The organism is Rhodococcus sp. SJ-2 (genome assembly GCF_053750035.1).
The window spans coordinates 4906934-4925675 of sequence record NZ_CM132340.1 but is presented as its reverse complement, the minus strand read 5'-3'; the positions used below and the strand labels follow the sequence as shown (position 1 = coordinate 4925675).

Below are 18742 nucleotides of genomic sequence, written 5' to 3'. Positions count from 1 at the left end.
TGCAGTGTATGGATGCCGACCGACATGGACTCCGGTGGTTACCTGCTCTCGGCGCGGGTACGTCGGCGCGCCGCCACCGCCTTACGGGCGGCCTTCAACTGCTCGGCGATCTTCTCCGGATCGTCCTCGTCATCGAGCGCAACCGAGGTGTTCACCAGTGCCTCGTACTGCTGCGCGCGTCGTCGCTGCTGATAGTCGAGGACCTCGCGCAGCACCAGACGATGCCGGGTACCGATCTTCTCCGCCGGCAACTCCCCCACCGCGATCAACCGCTTGACCGTCGGCCGGCTCACCCCGAGCAGATCGGCCGCCTGCTGTGTGGTCAGCTTCGTCGTACGGGGCGCAACGGTGACCGCACGTCCGGCTTGGAGCGCGGAGACGACCTGTTTGAGGATGGCGTGCACCTCGGGAGGCAGCGGCACCTGTTCGCCTTCACCGGCGTCGACGAGTAGATATCGCGTTTCGACCTGATCGCCGGAGCGGCGTTCGTGCGCATCGAGGAAGCTGACCACCTCGGCCAGACCCGTGTCTTCGTTGGGATCCGGCAGGTAGGTGTGCTCCTCCAGTACCTGCGTCATCAACTACCTCCTATTATTCGAAAGAAACGTAACATCATTTCGAAACTTTCGAAAGACGGCGAATACACTGGTGAGACCCCGAACCCGCCACAGAGGGTCTGCCCGCCCACGGTCAGGACGCCGTCCTGGACATCGATGGGCGCGACCGTCGCCCAGTACGAGTTCCGGATACCAGCGGGGCGCCCGTAGGAACCGTGGTCCGTGGAAACCTGCCACGAAGCTCGCGCGGGGACGGCGGGCCAGCAAGGTACAGGCCCTCACGGGGCGATGTCACGCAAGGAGCCGTGCCGCGGCCTGACGCGCAAGCATCACGACCGCGTCGATGTCGCCCTCGGCAAGAGCCAGGCGTGGGGTGCGGCCGTCGAGTTCCGGTTGCTCGGTCGAGAGCCACGACGCGACCGTCCACGAGTCGACGGCGGCACTGGCACATGCGGTGAGCACTTCCCTGACTCCAGGCAGCGGACGGTGGGGTGTGGTTCTCCCACGCCCGCCGAGCTTTCCCCCGAGACACAAGCGCTGATCGATCGCGTCGCTGCAGAAGCTGAAACGACCGGTGTCGAGCGGGTGCTGTCGAGGAATACGACGCCATCGTGGCGTTGGCCGATGTCGCGCTGGACTCCCCACGTCGACGTTTGTCCGTGCGCGTCTACTCGATCTCCTTTCCGACCGTCCCGAGCGGCAGGCCGCCCTCATGGAATCGGTTGCGGCGGCCCTGGCTGCCGTCCGTCACAAGATCGGTGACACCAGCCGCACAGCGGTGTGAGAATTCCCGTGACGGCGTACGGATGCGGATATACGGCAGACTCGTCACCGGTAGCGGCGGGTGCCGCTACCGGTACGCGACGTGCCGATCTCCACCACATGCGCCCATTCCGGTGGTGGGTCCGGAACGTAGTCGGGGTTCTCTTCGCTGCGGAAAACGATTCGAGGGAACAGACCGACCACCGTTCGGCACCCCGGTCGCCTGCTGGGCCACGGTGTCTGCCCGTCGGTGAGCACCACCACCACGTCGGGACGGAGTCGACTGCGCAGCGCCCTCTCGAACCCGGCGCGCAGATCCGTGCCACCACCCCCGACCAGTGGAATGTCCTCTGCCTGGCACAGCGGGTGCACCACCCGGGCCGCCGCGTCGCAGGACAGCACCGTGACCAGGTCGCGGCGCCCACCCACGGCCCGCGCGATGGCGGCGACCTCGAGGAGTGCACTACCCAGGTCGGCGTCGCTGACCGAACCCGACGTATCGACGATGACGCTGACCCGAGGTGGGGTGCGCCGCAGGCTCGGTAATACCGCGCCGGGCACGGCCGCGGATCTCCGCGCCGGCCGCCGGTAGGTGTAATTGTCGCCGGTCCCTGACGAGAATGTGGCCGAGCGGATCGCCGCACCCAGCAGCGCCCGCCACGGCTGCGGCGGGTGCACGGCCTCCTCCGCCCACCGCCGCCACCCGCGAGGTGCACTGCCCGGCTGTCCGATGATGCTGTGCGCCACCCGGTAACGGACCGCGTCTCGCTGCTCGTCACTGAGTCCGTTCGCCCCGTCGGGACCCAGTTCCCACTCGCGTCGCAGCCCGTCGGCGCCGCTGCCGCAGTCGAGCCACCCCACCGCATCAGTCCAGGGGCCGAGACCGAATTCGCCCAGGTACTCCTCCATGAGCCGGCCGTGGGGCAACCCAAGGGTCGACGGTAGGACAGCGTCGGGCGGTGTCTGCAATCCGTCACCGAACGCGTCGTCATTGATCTCGGCATCGGCAGCGAGATTCATCCGTAGCCGATCTGCGCGGGAGGTCAGTCCGTGCGCATGGGCGTAGCGATCACTGCGGCCGTGGTGATCGCGCAGCAGGTGCGAGACCTCGTGGACCAGGATCGAGGCCAGTTCCTCCACCGGCCGTTGAGCGACGAAGATGGGCGAGAGATAACAGCGCCAATGCCGGTCCACACCCATCGTCGGGACTCGGGGTGAGTTGACGATGTGCAGCGCGTACAGGGCTGTCGCGAGGTAGGGCCTGGCACGCGCGGCGAACAACCGTGCGGCATAGATCTTGTTCTCGTCGAAAACTGGTGCGGCCGTCATCGCGTTGCCTGCGCGACGGCACGCTCACCCGCGTGGTCGGCTGCCTGGGACACCGACACGACCCCGGCGAGACGATCTATCGCCGCAGGCACCTCCCAATTGTCCCGCCGCAGGGTGGCCAGTGTGGTTGCCGGGACAACCACGAGGTCGGGTGGCCCGGTCTCCACCGCGGCCACCAGGATTGCCCATGCCGCATCCCAACGCGACTTCTCCGGCTGTCGGCGGACAGCAGCAACCACCGCGTCGAGCACGGCCTGGCGTAGATCGCCGCGCTCGGGTAGCTCGGCAGACGCCGGATCGGCAAGCAGCGTCTCCGGGTCCGGGAGATCCATGCGCTCGATGGCGGCCAGCAGCTCGAATCCGGGTCCGTCTCCGACACTCCCCCGAACCAGTAGGGACAGCACATCCTTCGACGACGAGGTGGCGGTCGCGAACGCGATCAGCCGCACGGTCATGTCCCAGCTCCGCGGCGACGGCCACGCGCTGCCACGACGGGTCTGGCTACTGGGAAGCTGATGAACGAGGGCGGGTCGGGCGGCGAGAAGTTCGCAGACGGCTCGGCGGGCGAATGTCACCGCATCGGAGAACTTCTCCGGATCAAGGCGCGGCAGCGTCGCGCGTGGCCAGGTCCCGCCGAGCCCCCGGACGACCACCTCGTGGTCGTAGGTCCAGTTCAGGTGCACGAATCGGTTGGCCAACGGCGGGCTCAGCTCCCAGCCGTCCGCTGCCGACGATGGCGGGTTGGCGGCTGCCACGATGCGCACTCCGGGTGGCAATTGCAGTGCCCCGATTCGTCTTTCGAGGACGAGACGGAGCATGGCAGCCTGCACGGCGGGCGGTGCCGTCGACAGTTCGTCCAGGAAGAGCAGCCCTCGGCCGGCCTCTACGAGCCGTACAGCCCAGTCCGGCGGGGCCATCGGGACACCCTGTGTGGCGGGGTCGTCCCCGAGCACGGGCAGACCCGAGAAGTCGGAGGGCTCGTGCACGCTCGCGATGACGGTGGTCAACGGAAGATCCAAGGCGTCGGCGAGCTGGGTCAGTGCGGCGGTCTTGCCGATTCCCGGTTCACCCCACAGCAGTACCGGGAGATCCGCGGCCACGGCCAGGGTGAGGGCCTCGAGTTGGTCGTCGGGACGGGGTTCGGTGGTCACCGTGCCGAGCATCGTCAACAGTACTGCAGCACTGTCGAGTTCATCGTTGCGAGGGCGGTCGGAATGGAGCATGGAAGACATGTGCATCACCTGAGGTATCGAGCCGAGCAGCAGCTCAGCGGGTTTCGGGGAGTGCGGAGATGGGTCAGCGCGAACGGGGCCGGCGCGACCGGGCGGTGCGCCGAGGTTGCCTTACCGGGGGCGGTTCCACCGGTGCGGCACGGAACCCCTCGTACATACTGCGGCGGTCCGCGGCGGCGCGAAGTTCATCCAGCAGAGGACCGTCGCGGAGGACCGCATCGGGACCGAGCAGTCCTTCGACGAGCGCCAAGGCGCCGACGGCGTCGCCGTGGTCCAGACGTTCGCGAACGCCCGGCAGACAGTCCGGGCGACGAAGCGCCTGGTCGATGACCTGAAGACACGGCAAGGGAGTGCCACCCAATCGGACGAGCAGTTCCTCGCGCCGAATCTCGGCGGGATCGTGGTCGAGTGCGGTCAATGCGCCGTCGACCAATCCGATCCGGTGCTGCTCACCACGGCAGTCGACGCTGTCGATCCGATTCGTCGGCGTCGATCTCGAGGATGACGGCGGCGGCCGGCCCGGATCCAGGGCGGCGGCGACCAGCGGGTGCAGTCGGTCGGCGGTGATCGCTCCCGACCGGATCAGTTCCAGATCCGGTAACACCCAGGTCGCGGCATCGGGCAGCACCGGCAGTGCGGCGAGCCGGCCGCGTGGGTAGTCGGCAACGAGCCGCACGGCTGCGGGTTCGGTGCCGCCGGCCGACTCCATCACCAGCCCCCGGCCCCCGCATCGCACCCGAACGGGACCGTCATTCTGCCCGTCCGCACGGTTGAGGATGCGGGCTTCGGCCGCCCAGCGGTCGACGGCGCAGCCCTCCGGTATCACTTCACGCAGGCGCGGGTCGAGTGCGGCGGAGTCCGGCAATTGACCTGCCCCGCAGCGTATTCGTAGCTCGCTTGATCTGCGCGCCTCCCACAGATGCCGATGGAGGTCGAGCCGGAAACGCCGGTTGGGTCGAGGATGCGGATGATTCGCGGGATCGGGACCGTCCCACAGCGTCAGGACAATCCGCTGCCCGGCATCCACCCAGGCCGGGGCGGTGCGGGCCACCAAGTGCACGGAATCGGTTCCACCACAAGTTTTTCGGTTCCCACAACGGGAATATCGGGCCAGCGTGACGGTCAGTCCGGGTCGCAGCAGCCCATCGGGTGCCACGCGCGGTAGGTGCCAGCGCAGCAAGTCCGGGGCGAGGTGACGCAGATCGTCCAGAACCTGTGATGCGACGTCGAGTCCGTGGGTGTGACGCACTGCGCGTAGGTCGATGTCGACATCGAAACCCGCTGCAGCACAGGCGCCGCGCCAGTCGCCTGCGAGACGCAGATCGGTTGCGGCTTCGATCATGGACGGCGGCACGGCGAACTCGCGCACGCGCAGCCAGAAGGACAGTCGGGGGTCGAACCCGTTCACGGTCGGAGGGTGCATCAGCACTCACCGTGTGTGAACTGGGCCCCCAATCTTGGATCAGAGAAGGTAGTCATCGGCGCAATCCTACAGTGCCGCGGCGATTGCGGCCAGTGCGCACTCCGTAGAGATCCTCCGCACCGCCGTCCCGAAGACTTCAGGAGATGTGGTGCTCCTCGAGGTAAGCGAGGTACTCGGGTGTCACGGTGCCGGTCACGTACTCGCCGGTGAACGGAGACAGATCGAGCTGTGTGAGCTCGGTATCGGCGGTGATCGCGTCGAAGAGGTCGTCGACATCCTGATAGATCAGCGCGTCCGCGCCGATCACCGAGCAGACCTCCTCGACCGACCGCGACGACGCGACGAGTTCGGCGCGGGTCGGCATGTTGATGCCGTACACATTGGGGTAGCGCACGGCCGGCGCCGCGGACGCGAGGTACACCCTGCGGGCGCCTGCCGCGCGCGCCATCTCGATGATCTCCTTCGACGTCGTGCCACGAACGATCGAGTCGTCGACGAGCAGCACATTCTTGCCCTCGAACTCCTGCGAAAGCGCGTTGAGCTTCTGGCGCACCGACCGCTTTCGTAGTTCTTGGCCGGGCATGATGAAGGTGCGGCCCACGTAGCGGTTCTTGTAGAAGCCCTCGCGATAGGGCAACCCGAGGGTCTGCGCCAATTGCATGGCCGAGGGGCGGGCCGAGTCCGGGATCGGCATGACGACATCGATCTCGGCGAGATCCATCTCGCGCTCCACCTTGCGGCCGAGTTTTTCGCCCATTCGCAGACGGGTGTCGTACACCGAGACGCCATTCATGATCGAGTCGGGCCGCGCGAGGTACACGTACTCGAAAGCGCAGGGCGCGGTGGTCGGATTCTCGGCGCACTGACGCGAGTACATCCGGCCCGACTCGCTGATGAAGATTGCCTCGCCGGGCTCGACTTCACGGACCACATCGTAGCCGCCCGAGGCGAGCACGAGCGACTCCGAGGAGACGACCCACTCGTCTCGGCCACCCGCATCCATTCGCCGTCCCAGCACGAGGGGACGAATACCGAAGGGATCACGAAACGCAAGCATTCCGTGGTCCGCGACCAGGGCTATCGCGGCGTAGGACCCCTCAACGCGGCGGTGCACGGCGGCGACGGCGTCGAAGATGTCGTCCGGCGTCAGGTTCTGGCCGTCGATCGAGCGTTGCAGCTCATTCGCCAGCACGTTGAGCAGTAGCTCGGTGTCGCTCGAAGAGTTGAGGTGACGCCGGTCGACGCGGAAAAGTTCGTCCGAGAGTTCGCGGGTATTCGTGAGGTTGCCGTTGTGGACCAGGAGCAGGCCGTACGGCGCATTCACGTAGAACGGCTGTACCTCGTCCTCGCTGCCGGATCCTGAAGTTGCGTAGCGAACATGACCGATGCCCATGTTTCCGAGCAGCGTGCGCATATCCCGCGTGCGATACGCCTCACGCACCTGCCCCCGTTCCTTGACGGTGTGGAACGTGCTGCCCTCCGCCGTGGCGATACCCGTCGAGTCCTGGCCTCGGTGTTGCAGCAGCAACAGGGAGTCGTATATCTGCTGATTGACGAGACTGCTCGAGACATGACCGACGATGCCACACACAGTGGATGATGCTCCCTTGGCTGAGTGATCTGGAACGACGCACCATTCTGTCATCTCGTGAAGCAGTTCTGGCCCGCGGCGACAACATCGACTCGAAACGGTGCGTTACGCCGGTGCATAGACTGCCGGTCTATGTCCGCGAATCCCCAGTACGAGCGCCTCGTCCACTCGATGATCTCGGCGGTGGGCAGACCCACCTTCTCGCGCGGCAAGCACTATGCGGAGTCCGGTGCGGTCCTGGACTGCGCCTTCGACGAAGACGAATTGATCGGCATCGGGACCATCGCCGGCACCGAGGTATACCGCACTCTGATCCAGCTGCGCCCCGGCCCGCGCGGCCTCGAGTTCGAGTACGGCGAATGCTCGTGTCCCGTCGGGTACGACTGCAAACACACGGTGGCTCTGCTGCTCGCCCTCACGACACCGGCCAGCGCCCCGGCGTCCGTCGAACCCGACTGGGATGAAATGTTCGCCGCGCACTTCGGTACCGACCAGGCCGACAGCGGTGTGCCACTGGGCCTGCAGCTGGCGTTGTCGCAGCCGTCGCAGGTCCCCACGCCGAAACTCACCGCACGTGTGGTGCGTCCCGGCCGCACCGGATGGGTATCGGGGAACATCTCCTGGTCGAACCTGAGCTACACCTACGACGTGAACCCGCAGCACAAACGGCTGCTACTCGAACTCGCCGCGTTGGCGCAGGCGGCGACACGAAGCTACTACGTCACCTCGCAGAACACCCTCGACCTGTCGGCCGCGTCGCCGCGACTGTGGGCCTTGCTCGACGACGCGACGGCTCACGGCATCGAGCTGCGTTACGCGAAGAAGAAGCACGGTGCAGTGCCGCCGCCGGGTGTCGCGGAGGTGTGCGTCGACGTCGCCGACACCGGCAACGGTCTGACCGTCACGCCTACCCTGCGCATCGGCGATCAGTCTGCGTCTGCCCTCGGGTTCATCGGCGCCCCGGCACACGGCGTGATCCTTCGGCCGCCAGGTGATCCCACCGACGCCGCGCCCGCGGATCTTCCGTTCCGCATCGCCCGACTGCACGGCACCACACCGGACGGGATGCAGCAGCTGCTGCTCGGCGGTGCCGCGCTTGCGGTGCCGCCCGAGCAGGTGCCCCGCTTCGTCACCGGCTACTACCCGCGGCTGCAGCGCACCGCCACCGTCGGGTCCGCCGACGGATCATTCACCGCCCCGACGGTGAGCGGCCCCTCGCTGCTACTGCACATCGCGTTCCGCCCGCAGCACCGCACCGACCTGCACTGGCAGTTCGTCTACCGCGTCGGTGACGCCGAGCATGCCGTCGAACTGTACGAGCAGCGTACTGACGCTGTCCGCGACCGCGGCACCGAAGATGCGCTCCTGTCCGAGATCCGCGAGGTCGTCGCGCCGTACGGACTGGACAACTCCGTCGACCGCCGGCCCCTCTCACGCATCACCCTCACCGGCCTCGACACTGCCCGTCTCGTATCCGAACTGTTGCCTCTGCTGTCCGACCGCGACGACGTGCAAGTGCGTGTCGAGGGCACTCCCGCCGACTACCGCGATGTGGGCGACAGCCTGCGGATCGGGTTGTCCACCAAGGCGACCGGCGACTCCGACTGGTTCGACCTGGACATCACCATCGAACTCGACGGTGAGACCGTGCCGTTCCGTGAGGTGTTCACCGCGCTCAGCGAGGGCGCGTCGTACCTGATGCTGCCAGATGGCGCATACCTGTCGTTGAACAAGCCCGAGCTGCAGCAGCTGCGCCGCCTCGTCGACGAAGCCCGCGCTCTGCATGAGGACCACGACCCGGACCGGTTGCGGCTGAGTCGATTCCAGGCGGGCATGTGGGAGGAGCTGGCGGCGCTCGGCGTCGTCGACCGGCAGGCTGCGGCCTGGAAGAAACAGGTGCAGGGCCTTCTCGATGTGAAAGCGACAGCGAAAACGCGGATACCGAAAACTCTGCAGGCAACATTGCGCCCGTATCAGCTCGACGGCTTCCGGTGGCTGACATTCCTGTGGACGCACGGCCTCGGCGGCATCCTCGCCGACGACATGGGACTCGGCAAGACCCTGCAATCGCTCGCGTTGATCTGCCACGCTCGCGCAAAACGTCCCACGGATGCCCCGGTGCTCATCGTTGCGCCGACGTCGGTGGTTCCCAACTGGGCCGCCGAGGCGAAGCGGTTCGCTCCGCATCTGAACCTCGTCGCGATCACCGACACCTCCGGCAAGCGCGGGGTGGGCCTGGGTGAGCTGCTCGACGGAATCGACGTCGTCGTCACGTCCTACACCCTGCTGCGCATCGACATCGACGACTATCTCGAACACCCCTGGTCGATGCTCCTGCTCGACGAAGCCCAGTTCGTGAAGAACCACCGGGCGAAGGCATATCAGTGTGTGCGGCAGATCGACGCGCCGCTGAAGGTCGCGATCACCGGCACCCCGATGGAGAACAACCTGATGGAGTTGTGGTCGCTGCTGTCGATCACCGCGCCCGGGCTGTTCCCCAACCCGACGAAGTTCCAGGATTACTACCGCAAGCCCATCGAGAGCGGCAGCAACCCTGAACTGCTCGCGCAGTTGCGGCAGCGCTTCAAACCGCTGATGTTGCGGCGCACGAAGGAGCAGGTGGCCTCTGATCTGCCGGACAAGCAGGAGCAGGTGCTCGAGGTGGATCTCGCACCGAAGCACCGCGCTCTCTACGACCGGCAGCTGCAGCGGGAGCGCCAGAAGATCCTCGGGCTCATCGGCGACCTGGACCGCAACCGCTTCACCATCTTGCAGTCGTTGACGCTGCTGAGGCAATTGAGTCTCGATCCGGTGCTCGTCGACGAGGCGCACAGCAAGATCGGCTCCGCGAAGATCGACGCGCTGCTCGAACAACTCGACGACGTGATCGCCGGTGGCCACCGCGCGTTGGTGTTCAGCCAGTTCACCGGTTTCCTCGGCCGCATCCGCGACCGCCTCGATGCGGCCGGTATCGAATACCTGTATCTCGACGGCAAAACCAAGCAACGTGGAAAGCTGCTCGACGACTTCAAGGCCGGGGCCGCGCCGGTGTTCCTGATCAGTCTCAAAGCAGGCGGGTTCGGATTGAACCTGGTGGAAGCCGACTACTGTTTCCTGCTCGACCCGTGGTGGAATCCTGTCGCCGAGGCGCAGGCGATCGACCGCACCCACCGGATCGGGCAGACCCGCAACGTGATGGTGTACCGGCTGATCGCCCGCGACACCATCGAAGCGAAGGTGCGGGCGCTGCAGCTACGAAAGTCCGAGTTGTTCTCGTCCGTCGTCGACGACGGAGAGATGTTCTCCTCCGCCTTGACCGCCGACGACATCCGGGCGCTCCTGCACTGAGTGCGGCTCCGCCGGTGAGAGTGCGGCGACGAGTGCCTTCGCTTTCGTCGACGCAGCCGACCGGCCCAGCCGCGCGGCAAGAGAGACGAGCCCGGGCCACCGCGCGGCCTCCACCGGAATCAGCCCGCGGCGACCGGCTTCCCGCAGCAGCGGTGCGTGAAGCAGCGCGACGTCGAGGATCCGGTTGAGCCAGCGCGGAGCAGTTCCGTCCAGATCGGATGTGTACCGGATCGATTCGACAAGTATCGGCCACAGCACCGGCAGCAGCGACGCATCGCGTTCGAGGAGTCGCACGAGACGAGCGGGAGTCACGTCCGGTTGGGTCAGTAGTGCACGCATCGCGACGGCAACCGAACCCGATCCGATCAAACCGTCGCGGAGGATGGATCGGATCGAGTACATGTCCGGCCTGCCGTGGCACGCGCCGACCAGGACGACAGCGGTCATCGACGTGGTGAGCGGCGATGCGTTGCCACCGTGGAGGGGGCCGTCGGTGCCGTCGACCCAGTTGCGGTGCTCGCCGACGATCATGGTTTTCGCCGCCTCGTCCCACCGCAACCACACCTGGTCCCGTCCGTGATCCGGCCGGTCGCCGCCCGGTCGGTCGCCGTCGGTGTATCGGACGGCGGCGCATTGCCCTTCGTGTTCGAGGTCGTAGAACCAGCCCTTCCTGATGCGGAACATCTCGCTGGGACGGTCCGGAAATTCGAGGTCGACGGACAGGAACTTCGACGGTGCCGAGGCGTCCTCCCAGGTCGCGGTGATCACGGCGCCGTCGTCGACGGTCGGGGCGGCACCGAGTTCGGGGCGCCACCATTCGTCGAAGTCGAGAACCTCCTCGTCCGCCGGTTCCTCGACGGGCACGCGCGTGGGCTCCGGCAGTCTTGCCACGAGCGCGCGTGCAGCGGCGACGGCGCGCGACGATCCGCTGCGCGCCGCGAGGGCCCGCACCCCGGGTAGGTCGAGGACGTCGACATCGGCGACGCCGGCATCGACACCGCGCTGCGTTTCGGGGAGCCACCGGTCGAGGGCTTCCACCAGGTCGGCGGCGCCCGGTGGGATCCGGGTCTCGTGGACGGCAGCGGCGATCAGGTCGTCGAACAGCGGCCACAGCACCGACAGCATGCCCTCGTCGGCGAGTTCACTGCCGGCGCGGGCGAGTGCCGCGAGACCGGACGGGGTCGTCTGCCAGTCCAGATAGCGGGCATCGGCCACTCCCGGACGTAGCAGGCCACGTTGCCACGCTTCGACGACGGCGGTCGCGCCGTCCGCAGCGGCACCGCGATGGAATCCGCGTTGGGCGCCGATCATGTTGACCGCCAGACCCGGAGTCAACGGCGTCGTGCGGCGCGCGATCTGGCGCAGGAGAACCCCCGCGGACGCGTCGTCGCCGTGCCCGACCGACAGTCCGGCCGCATCGCCCCACGTGGGCAGGGTTGCCGGGTCGGCGGAACGGTACTCGTCGAAGGCCAGTCGTTTCGGAAGCACGCTGAGAGAGTTCGGGATCCGAATGTCTCCGGCGATCCAACGATCCCATTCCCGGTGGTGTACCAGATGCGGCTCGACGACGGGATCATCCAGATAGGAGGCGAGCACGCGGCCCGCGGTCACCGAGAGCAGCGTCCCGGCCGATGTCTGCAGGGGCACCGCCAGCGACCGGGCGCGCGTCCGGTGCGTGTCGGTGGCCAGCGTGGTGTCGAGCCGGGTCAGTGCCGCGAACAGGTCGGCTTCGGCAGCGACCACATCGGCCGTCACATAGGTGTCGAGCCGGGCGAGTAGGTCGTCGGGGTGGATACGAAGGTCGACCCACGTGGGTGTCGACAGCAACACGGGCGCCTCCCCGAGTCGCGCGACGACGGCACCCTCGCGGGCATGCAGCACCTCCCAGACCCTGTCGCGGTACCAGGGGTCGTCGTCTGTGCCGCCGTTGATCCGGTCGGCCAGGTAGTTCGGCTCACCGTGCAACCATGTCCGGACCACGGCGAGCCCGGGAATCCAGTTCTTCCGCACCCCGCCGAGCGCGACGCGGGCGCCGTCGGGGTCGTCGTGGGCGAGACGGTTGGCGAGAGCCAGGAAGCGTTCGACCTCGACGTCGACCACACCGGTGTAGCGGCGTAGCAACAGAGCTGCCGCATCGGTGACGGTCTCCACCGTGGCCTCGCCCGGATCGAAACGCGGCACCTGCCACACCTCAGGGGTGGGTTGCCACAATCCCTGCACGGTCGAGGGCGTGGCATCCGGTGCGGATGCCGTGATCGCCCACGCCGACCTCAGGTCCGCTGCAGCACGCGCGAGGGCCCGATCACCGTCGGCAGCATCGTCGGCGATCAGCTCGGCGACCGCCGCGACGGTGTCGTCGCCGGGCCGATGACGCGCAGCCGCGGCGGTGAGGACGACCCGCCGGGCCTTCTTCGTCGGTGCACTGAGAGCGACGGTGAGAACATCGACGAGCAGATCGTCGTCGACGGCGGCGGCGATCAGGATCGGTGCGACGGCTTCGACGGCGAAGGCGTCTCCGAACGACATCAGCGACACCATTGCGTCGGCGCGCTCCACGAATTCTGTTTCGTCAACGGCGAGTTCGTCGGTGAGTAACCGGAGCCAGGCTTTCCTGTCGCCCGGTCGCTGCGCGGAATCCAATGCCGCGAAACACAGTTCGACCACGTCGGCGCGGTCGATCCAGCCGCGGTCGATCGCAGGCATCAGGGTCGCGGGGAACGGGCCGGTCGCGGGGAGTCCGGCGGCGACGGCGGCACGAGCGTGGTCGGCGAACGGCTCGGCGATCACGGCGTCGTCGACCCAGCCGCGTTCGGCGGGGAACAGCTCGCCCTCGCCGGTGAGCGCGCCGAGCGCGTACACGGCCCAGTCCTTCAGATACTCGATGTGCTGCGGGACGGGCAGTCGGTGATGAGCGACGAGTCTCACCGCCGCACCGGCATGCACCGACGTGGCGTGTTCCCACGCGCGCCGCGACGACACGCATACCCTCTCGACGAACCGCTGAGCGAATTCCGGACCGCGGGTCGCGAGGATCTCGGCTGCAAGGTCATCGCCCAGCCGGTGTGTGGACGGCATGATGTGCGCGGCGCGACGCGCGTCGACGCCGAGCCGGATCGCGAACAGGGCGAGGGCCGCGTCGTCGACGTCGACGAAGCTGATCCAGCCGTAGGTGCGTTCGGCGATCTTCCCGAACTCGCCCCACTCCCCCGTACGCAGCCCGGCGAGCGCGACACGTCGCTGCTCGTCGGTGCCGAGCGGGAGTGTCGGAGCATCTGTGAGATCGGCTTTGCTCCAACCGAGTTCGGTGAAGATGTCGATCGCTGCGGCGAGTTCGTCGCTGACGGTCACGCGATGCCCTTCCGGTGGAGTCGTACGGCCAGGATGTGTCGGCACGGGCCGCGCCGGTCGGCGTGGCGCAGGTACCAGGTGCAGGTGCATCGGCCCGTCTCGGCGGCCCCGTGGCCGACGGTGACGCGATGTTCCGTGGTGCCGCCGCTGCCGTGACCGCGGACCGACCATGTGTCCGGATCTGTCGCGGTGATCGCACCGGCTTCGACGAGCCCGCGCGCGGCGACGAGCCGCGGATTGTCGGTGTCGACGCGATCAGGATCGTCGGGCAGTTCACGGTGAAAGTAGGTGCTCTCGTGCAGGTCCCAGCCGATCCGTCCTGAGGACGCCAACACCGCGAGCGCGCCGTGCACGGCAGTGCGGTCCAGGGTCGTCTCGCGGGCGAGCCGGTCGATGTCGACGGAGGGTTCGAACGCGAGCAGCGCGGAGATCGTCTCGGCGTCGTCGCGCACCGTCGGCGAGGTGAGTGCCTGCAGCAACGCACCTTCGCCGGAGTGGCCGCGCCAGGTCTGTTCGGTCAGTCCGAGTACGAGACGTGCCGACGGAAGTGCGAATTCGACTGCGAGTGGACCGGGTTCGGAGCCATCGGGCCCGTACACGGTCATGCCCTGCACATGCGGCAGGAGACGTTTCGCCGCGGTGAGCCGGTGCAGTCCGTCGATGTGGACGGCGCCGCGGGTGGGCCGGGCGGCGAGTCGCACACCCGAGGTGGACGGTGTGAGCCATCCGCTGCGTTCCGCTCCGGTGGCCGGTGGGACCGTGGCCAGAAAACGGCGGGTGCCGGCTGCGTCGACGGTGAATGCGCAGTGCAGTTCGCGGTGCATCTCCGCGACGTTGCCGAGTGCACGCACCCAGCGATCGGGCATCGCCACTGGGCGTTCGGTGTCCGTCCGGTGGGGATCGGACACCGTCATGCCATCGATCCCCACCGCGAGGTGCAGCAACGCATGCCGGTGCACCGACCCGAGGGCGCTGCGCATCGCCGGTCCGATGTCGACGTTCGTGGTGCCGTGCGCGAGGGCGCCGCCGTCGAAGCCGTCGGCAAGCAGGTCGAGGCGCGCGTGGACTCCGTTGCACGCCGAGAAACATTCGACACGCAGTCGGTCTCCGTGCGCGGTGAGCACTGGATCGCGCAACGACGTGGGCGTGTGCCGGAAGTACCGGGTAGCGGTGATGTCGGCCAGCACGAGCAGACCGCGCGCCAGGACCTGCGGGTGGGTCGCGAATCCACGGAAGAACGTGGGTGACGCCACGATGCCGTTGGGTGTGAGGGCGGGGCCGAGAGCGAGGGTGAGCGCATCGTCGTCGAGCGTCGAGGCTCCCGTGAACGTTCCTGTGGGCACGGCGGCAGTGTAGGGACGGGGTACGACAGTGCGGTTCCGCCGCCCGTGGGTCAGCGCAGTGGCACACCCAGCAGCGCGTCGACGGCGGCGGCGAACAGTCCCGGTGCGGAGGTGTCGTCGCCGCCGCGATCGACCGCGAATTGCGCCCACGCGTCGAGGGCGGCGAGGGCCTTGGGGGTGTCCAGGTCGTCGGCGAGGTGCTGACGCAACCGCGCGACCGTGTCGTCGGCGGACGCCGCGGACGGCAACGCCGCTGCCCGGCGCCACAGATCGAGGCGGGACTGCGCGGACGCGAGCACGTCCGCTGTCCACGGCCGGTCGAGGCGGTAGTGGCCGGAGAGCAGACCGAGCCGGATCGCGGCCGGGTCGACGCCTTCGCCGCGCAGCTTCGAGACGAACACGAGATTGCCGCGCGACTTGGACATCTTCTCGCCGTCGAGGCCGATCATGCCGGTGTGCACGTAGTGCCGCGCGAAGCGGCGGTCGCCGGTGACGGCTTCGGCGTGCGCGGCGGAGAATTCGTGGTGCGGGAAGATCAGGTCGCTGCCGCCGCCTTGGACGTCGAAGCCGGAGCCGATGCGGTTGAGGGCGATCGCGGCGCATTCGATGTGCCAGCCGGGGCGTCCGTCGCCGAACGGGGACGGCCACGACGGTTCGCCGGGACGCCGGGCCCGCCACAGCAGGGCGTCGAGCGGGTTGCGTTTGCCGGGGCGGGCGGGGTCGCCGCCGCGCTCGCCGAAGAACTGCATCATCGTGGTGTGGTCGTAGCCGGATTCGTATCCGAACTGTTCGGTCGCGTCGACACGGAAGTACACGTCGGGGTACTCGGCGTCGTCGACGGTGTAGGCGGCTCCGGATGCGACAAGTTTCTCGACGAGTTCGACGACCTCGCCCACCGACTCCACGGCACCGATGTAGTCGCGTGGCGGCAGGACCCGCAGGGCTTCCATGTCTTCACGGAACAGAGCGGTTTCGCGCATGCCGAGCACGACCCAGTCCTCGCCGTCGCGGTCGGCGCGTTCGAACAACGGGTCGTCGACGTCCGTGACGTTCTGCACGTAGTGAACGTCGTGCCCGTTGTCGCGCCAGATGCGGTTGACCAGGTCGAAGGTCAGGTAGGTGGCGGCGTGCCCGAGATGAGTGGCGTCGTACGGGGTGATGCCACACACGTACATGGTGGCCGTCGCGCCGGGGGTGACGGGGCGCACCGCTCGGTCGGCGGTGTCGAACAACCTCAGTGGGGGGCCTTCACCGGGCACGGACGGAATCGCGACATCGGACCAAGACAGCATGAACCCGAGCCTAATGGAGTGGGCGAATCACGCGGCCTTGCCCCTGCTCCGCGGTCGTGCGTCACCATGGATTCGGTACGGTGCGGTGTCGGCCACGACCACGTGTTCGGCTCTACCGATCTCGAGATTGTGGGAGGTTCCCGTGGCTGGTGGTCTCGTCGCTCTGCTGGACGACGTAGCGGTACTGGCAAAGGCGGCTGCGGCGTCCATCGACGATATCGGTGCAGCGGCCGGTAAGGCGAGCATCAAGGCTGCGGGAGTGGTGGTCGACGACACCGCTGTCACCCCCCGCTATGTGCACGGCTTCTCCCCCGACCGCGAACTGCCGATCATCCGCAAGATCGCAATCGGCTCGATCCGCAACAAGCTGCTGATCATCCTGCCGGTGGCGATGTTGCTGAGTCAGTTCCTTCCGCAGGCACTGCCGTATCTACTGATTGCCGGTGGTTTGTTCCTGTGCTTCGAGGGTGCCGAGAAGGTCTACGAAGCGCTGTTCGGCGGTCATCACGCCGAAGACGACGTTCCGGCCGCGGTGCGCGGACCCGAGTTCGAGAAGTCGATGGTGAGCGGCGCGATCCGCACCGACCTGATCCTGTCGGCGGAGATCATGGTGATCTCGCTGTCGTCGGTCGAGAACGAGCCGTTCGTGACCCGGCTGCTGGTGCTGATCGTCGTCGCGATCATGATCACCATCCTCGTGTACGGGGTGGTCGCGTTGATCGTGAAGATGGACGACGTGGGCCTGTCGCTCGCTCAACGCACATCGACAATCAGTCAGCGGGTGGGGCGCGCTCTGGTGGCCGCGATGCCGAAGGTGATGTCGGTGCTCACGGTGGTCGGTATCGCCGCGATGCTGTGGGTCGGTGGGCACATTCTGCTCGTCAACGTCGGTGAGGCCGGGTTCCATTGGCCTGCCGATCGTCTCCATGATCTCGAGCATTGGTTCGGTGAGCTCGTGCACGGCGGGCTCGGCGGTGTCCTGTCGTGGACGGCGGGTACCGTGACGTCCGCGATCGTCGGGCTGGCCCTGGGCGCGCTCGTCGTGCTGATCGTGCATTTCATTCCGAAGCGGAAGAAGAGCGCCGAGGTCCACTGACCTCGATCAGAACGCAGGCCAGGGAATGCGCCGCTCCCCGACGGGGCGGGGCATCACGGGCCGTTCGAGCAGCGCGGTGATGCGGTGATGCAAGGCTGCGGCTTCGTCGTCGGTGATGTGTTCGCGCAACATGTCGGCGAAGTCTTCGTCGAATCTGCGGGCGAGCTTGTCGAGGTCGGTGAGCAGCGCCTGGTCGACGGTGGAGTTCGCCCATCCCCACAGCACGGTCCGGAGCTTGTTCTGAGAATGCAGGCAGATGCCATGGTCGATGCCGTAGACGGTGCCGTCGAGACCTTCGAGGATGTGCCCGCCCTTGCGGTCGGCGTTGTTGAGGACGACGTCGAGCACGGCCATCCGCTGCAGGCGGGGGTCGTCGGCGTGGACGAGCGCCACGTCGCTGCCGTCCATGTCGCGGGCGTGCAGCACGGGCAGCCACCCGTCGGGGACGGCATCGATCGGGCAGATGTCGACGAGGTCGAGCCGGTCTGCGGAGTCGGCACGGGTGTCGATCCAACGTTGCACCATGCCGGTCCCGAAGGGGCCGTCGCGCAGCACCGTCATGGGGATGACGTCCCAGCCGAGTGCTTCGGAGACGAGGTAGGAGGCGACTTCACGACCGGCGAGGGTGCCGTCCGGGAAATCCCAGAGCGGGCGTTCCCCTCGGACGGGCTTGTAGACGCACCGCACGCTCTGTGAGCCGAGTGTGGCGTCGCAGACGAGCGTGGCATTGCTGGCGTGCACGATCTGGCCGACGACGGTCAGCTCACCGTCGGCCAGCACGCCGCGCACGTCGGGAACCGCCACCGCGTCAGCTCTCCTCGTCGAACCACGAGGTCGGATCGAAACCCGGACTGCGGAGATAACCGTTGGTGCGTATGCAGATGTGGCCCTCGCCGCCGATGGGCTCGCCGCACAGCGGGCATGGGGCGCGTCCCGCGGAGATCACCATCTCGGAACGCGTCGCGAAGCCGCGCGCCTGGATCGGGGTCAGGAACACCCGGACGGCGTCGGGGCCTTCCTCGGTGTCGTCGAGTACGACGGATTCGTCGAGTTCGGTTTCGGTGACGGCGAGCAGTTCGACGACGACGGCTCCGGAGTCTGCGTCCCAGCCCAATCCCATGGTGCCGACCCGGAATTCCGCGTCGATGGGAGTTTCCAGAGGGCTGGTGTCGACGTCGGCGTCGTCGGGCAGCGTGGTGCCGAACCGCCGGTGGACCTCTTCGAGCAGCAGCCCCATCCGGTCGGCGAGGATCTGGACCTGCTGCTTCTCCAGTATCACGCTCACCACCCGGGAGTCGTGTACGGCCTGCAGGTAGAACACCCGGTCGCCGGGTTCACCGACGGTGCCGGCAACGAACCGATCCGGGGTCCGGAAGACGTGTATTGCGCGGGCCATTGCACCTCCTCGAGTTCGTCCACTG

At 67.5% G+C, this 18742-nt stretch carries 13 protein-coding genes; 2 read left to right on the top strand and 11 right to left on the bottom strand.

The genetic code is table 11. From position 1 onward, the window contains the following. Positions 1-38: 38 nt before the first annotated feature. From ACSYG9_RS23105 to purF, 6 genes are all read right to left on the bottom strand, one after another. On the bottom strand, positions 39-578 hold the full coding sequence (locus ACSYG9_RS23105) for a helix-turn-helix domain-containing protein (RefSeq protein ID WP_454840060.1): 540 nt from the start codon (positions 576-578) through the stop codon (positions 39-41). Positions 579-848: 270 nt separating this feature from the next. Further along, a complete protein-coding gene (locus tag ACSYG9_RS23100) occupies positions 849-1019 on the bottom strand; it encodes a hypothetical protein (protein ID WP_454840059.1) in 171 nt (56 codons plus the stop codon). A gap of 366 nt (positions 1020-1385) precedes the next feature. Continuing rightward, a complete protein-coding gene (locus tag ACSYG9_RS23095) occupies positions 1386-2648 on the bottom strand; it encodes a vWA domain-containing protein (protein ID WP_454840057.1) in 1263 nt (420 codons plus the stop codon). Then, positions 2645-3886 carry an AAA family ATPase gene (locus ACSYG9_RS23090; RefSeq protein ID WP_454840056.1) on the bottom strand — a complete coding sequence of 414 codons (1242 nt, stop codon included), beginning with the start codon at positions 3884-3886 and terminating at the stop codon, positions 2645-2647. Before ACSYG9_RS23090 ends, ACSYG9_RS23095 begins: the two co-directional genes overlap by 4 nt. A 58-nt stretch (positions 3887-3944) precedes the next feature. Then, positions 3945-5309, bottom strand: a complete 1365-nt coding sequence (locus ACSYG9_RS23085) for a hypothetical protein (protein WP_440124669.1) — start codon at positions 5307-5309, stop codon at positions 3945-3947. A gap of 130 nt (positions 5310-5439) precedes the next feature. Further along, on the bottom strand, positions 5440-6894 hold the full coding sequence (gene purF, locus ACSYG9_RS23080) for an amidophosphoribosyltransferase (protein ID WP_440124668.1): 1455 nt from the start codon (positions 6892-6894) through the stop codon (positions 5440-5442). A 132-nt stretch (positions 6895-7026) separates the two neighbouring features. Here purF and ACSYG9_RS23075 point away from each other — a divergent pair, with 132 nt between their 5' ends. Beyond that, complete coding sequence (locus tag ACSYG9_RS23075; protein ID WP_454840054.1) at positions 7027-10242, top strand: DEAD/DEAH box helicase; 3216 nt, start codon at positions 7027-7029, stop codon at positions 10240-10242. Here the strand turns inward: ACSYG9_RS23075 and ACSYG9_RS23070 are convergent. The 3 genes from ACSYG9_RS23070 to mshC are packed head-to-tail and all read right to left on the bottom strand — an operon-like array spanning position 10147 to position 16225. Further along, complete coding sequence (locus ACSYG9_RS23070) at positions 10147-13590, bottom strand: hypothetical protein (protein ID WP_454840052.1); 3444 nt, start codon at positions 13588-13590, stop codon at positions 10147-10149. The genes ACSYG9_RS23075 and ACSYG9_RS23070 overlap by 96 nt on opposite strands. Further along, on the bottom strand, positions 13587-14933 hold the full coding sequence (locus tag ACSYG9_RS23065; protein WP_440124665.1) for an SWIM zinc finger family protein: 1347 nt from the start codon (positions 14931-14933) through the stop codon (positions 13587-13589). Before ACSYG9_RS23065 ends, ACSYG9_RS23070 begins: the two co-directional genes overlap by 4 nt. A 50-nt stretch (positions 14934-14983) precedes the next feature. Then, positions 14984-16225, bottom strand: coding sequence for a cysteine--1-D-myo-inosityl 2-amino-2-deoxy-alpha-D-glucopyranoside ligase (gene mshC, locus ACSYG9_RS23060; protein ID WP_440124664.1), 1242 nt, complete (start codon positions 16223-16225; stop codon positions 14984-14986). A gap of 142 nt (positions 16226-16367) precedes the next feature. Between mshC and ACSYG9_RS23055 the strand changes: the two genes are divergently transcribed. Further along, on the top strand, positions 16368-17321 hold the full coding sequence (locus tag ACSYG9_RS23055; RefSeq protein WP_440124663.1) for a DUF808 domain-containing protein: 954 nt from the start codon (positions 16368-16370) through the stop codon (positions 17319-17321). Between the two features lie 6 nt (positions 17322-17327). Here ACSYG9_RS23055 and ACSYG9_RS23050 read toward each other — a convergent pair whose 3' ends face one another. Together ACSYG9_RS23050 and ACSYG9_RS23045 are read right to left on the bottom strand one after the other, a co-directional pair. Beyond that, positions 17328-18125, bottom strand: coding sequence for an SCO1664 family protein (locus tag ACSYG9_RS23050; protein WP_440124662.1), 798 nt, complete (start codon positions 18123-18125; stop codon positions 17328-17330). A gap of 4 nt (positions 18126-18129) precedes the next feature. Beyond that, positions 18130-18717 carry a DUF3090 domain-containing protein gene (locus tag ACSYG9_RS23045; protein WP_440124661.1) on the bottom strand — a complete coding sequence of 196 codons (588 nt, stop codon included), beginning with the start codon at positions 18715-18717 and terminating at the stop codon, positions 18130-18132. Between the last annotated feature and the right edge of the window lie 25 nt (positions 18718-18742).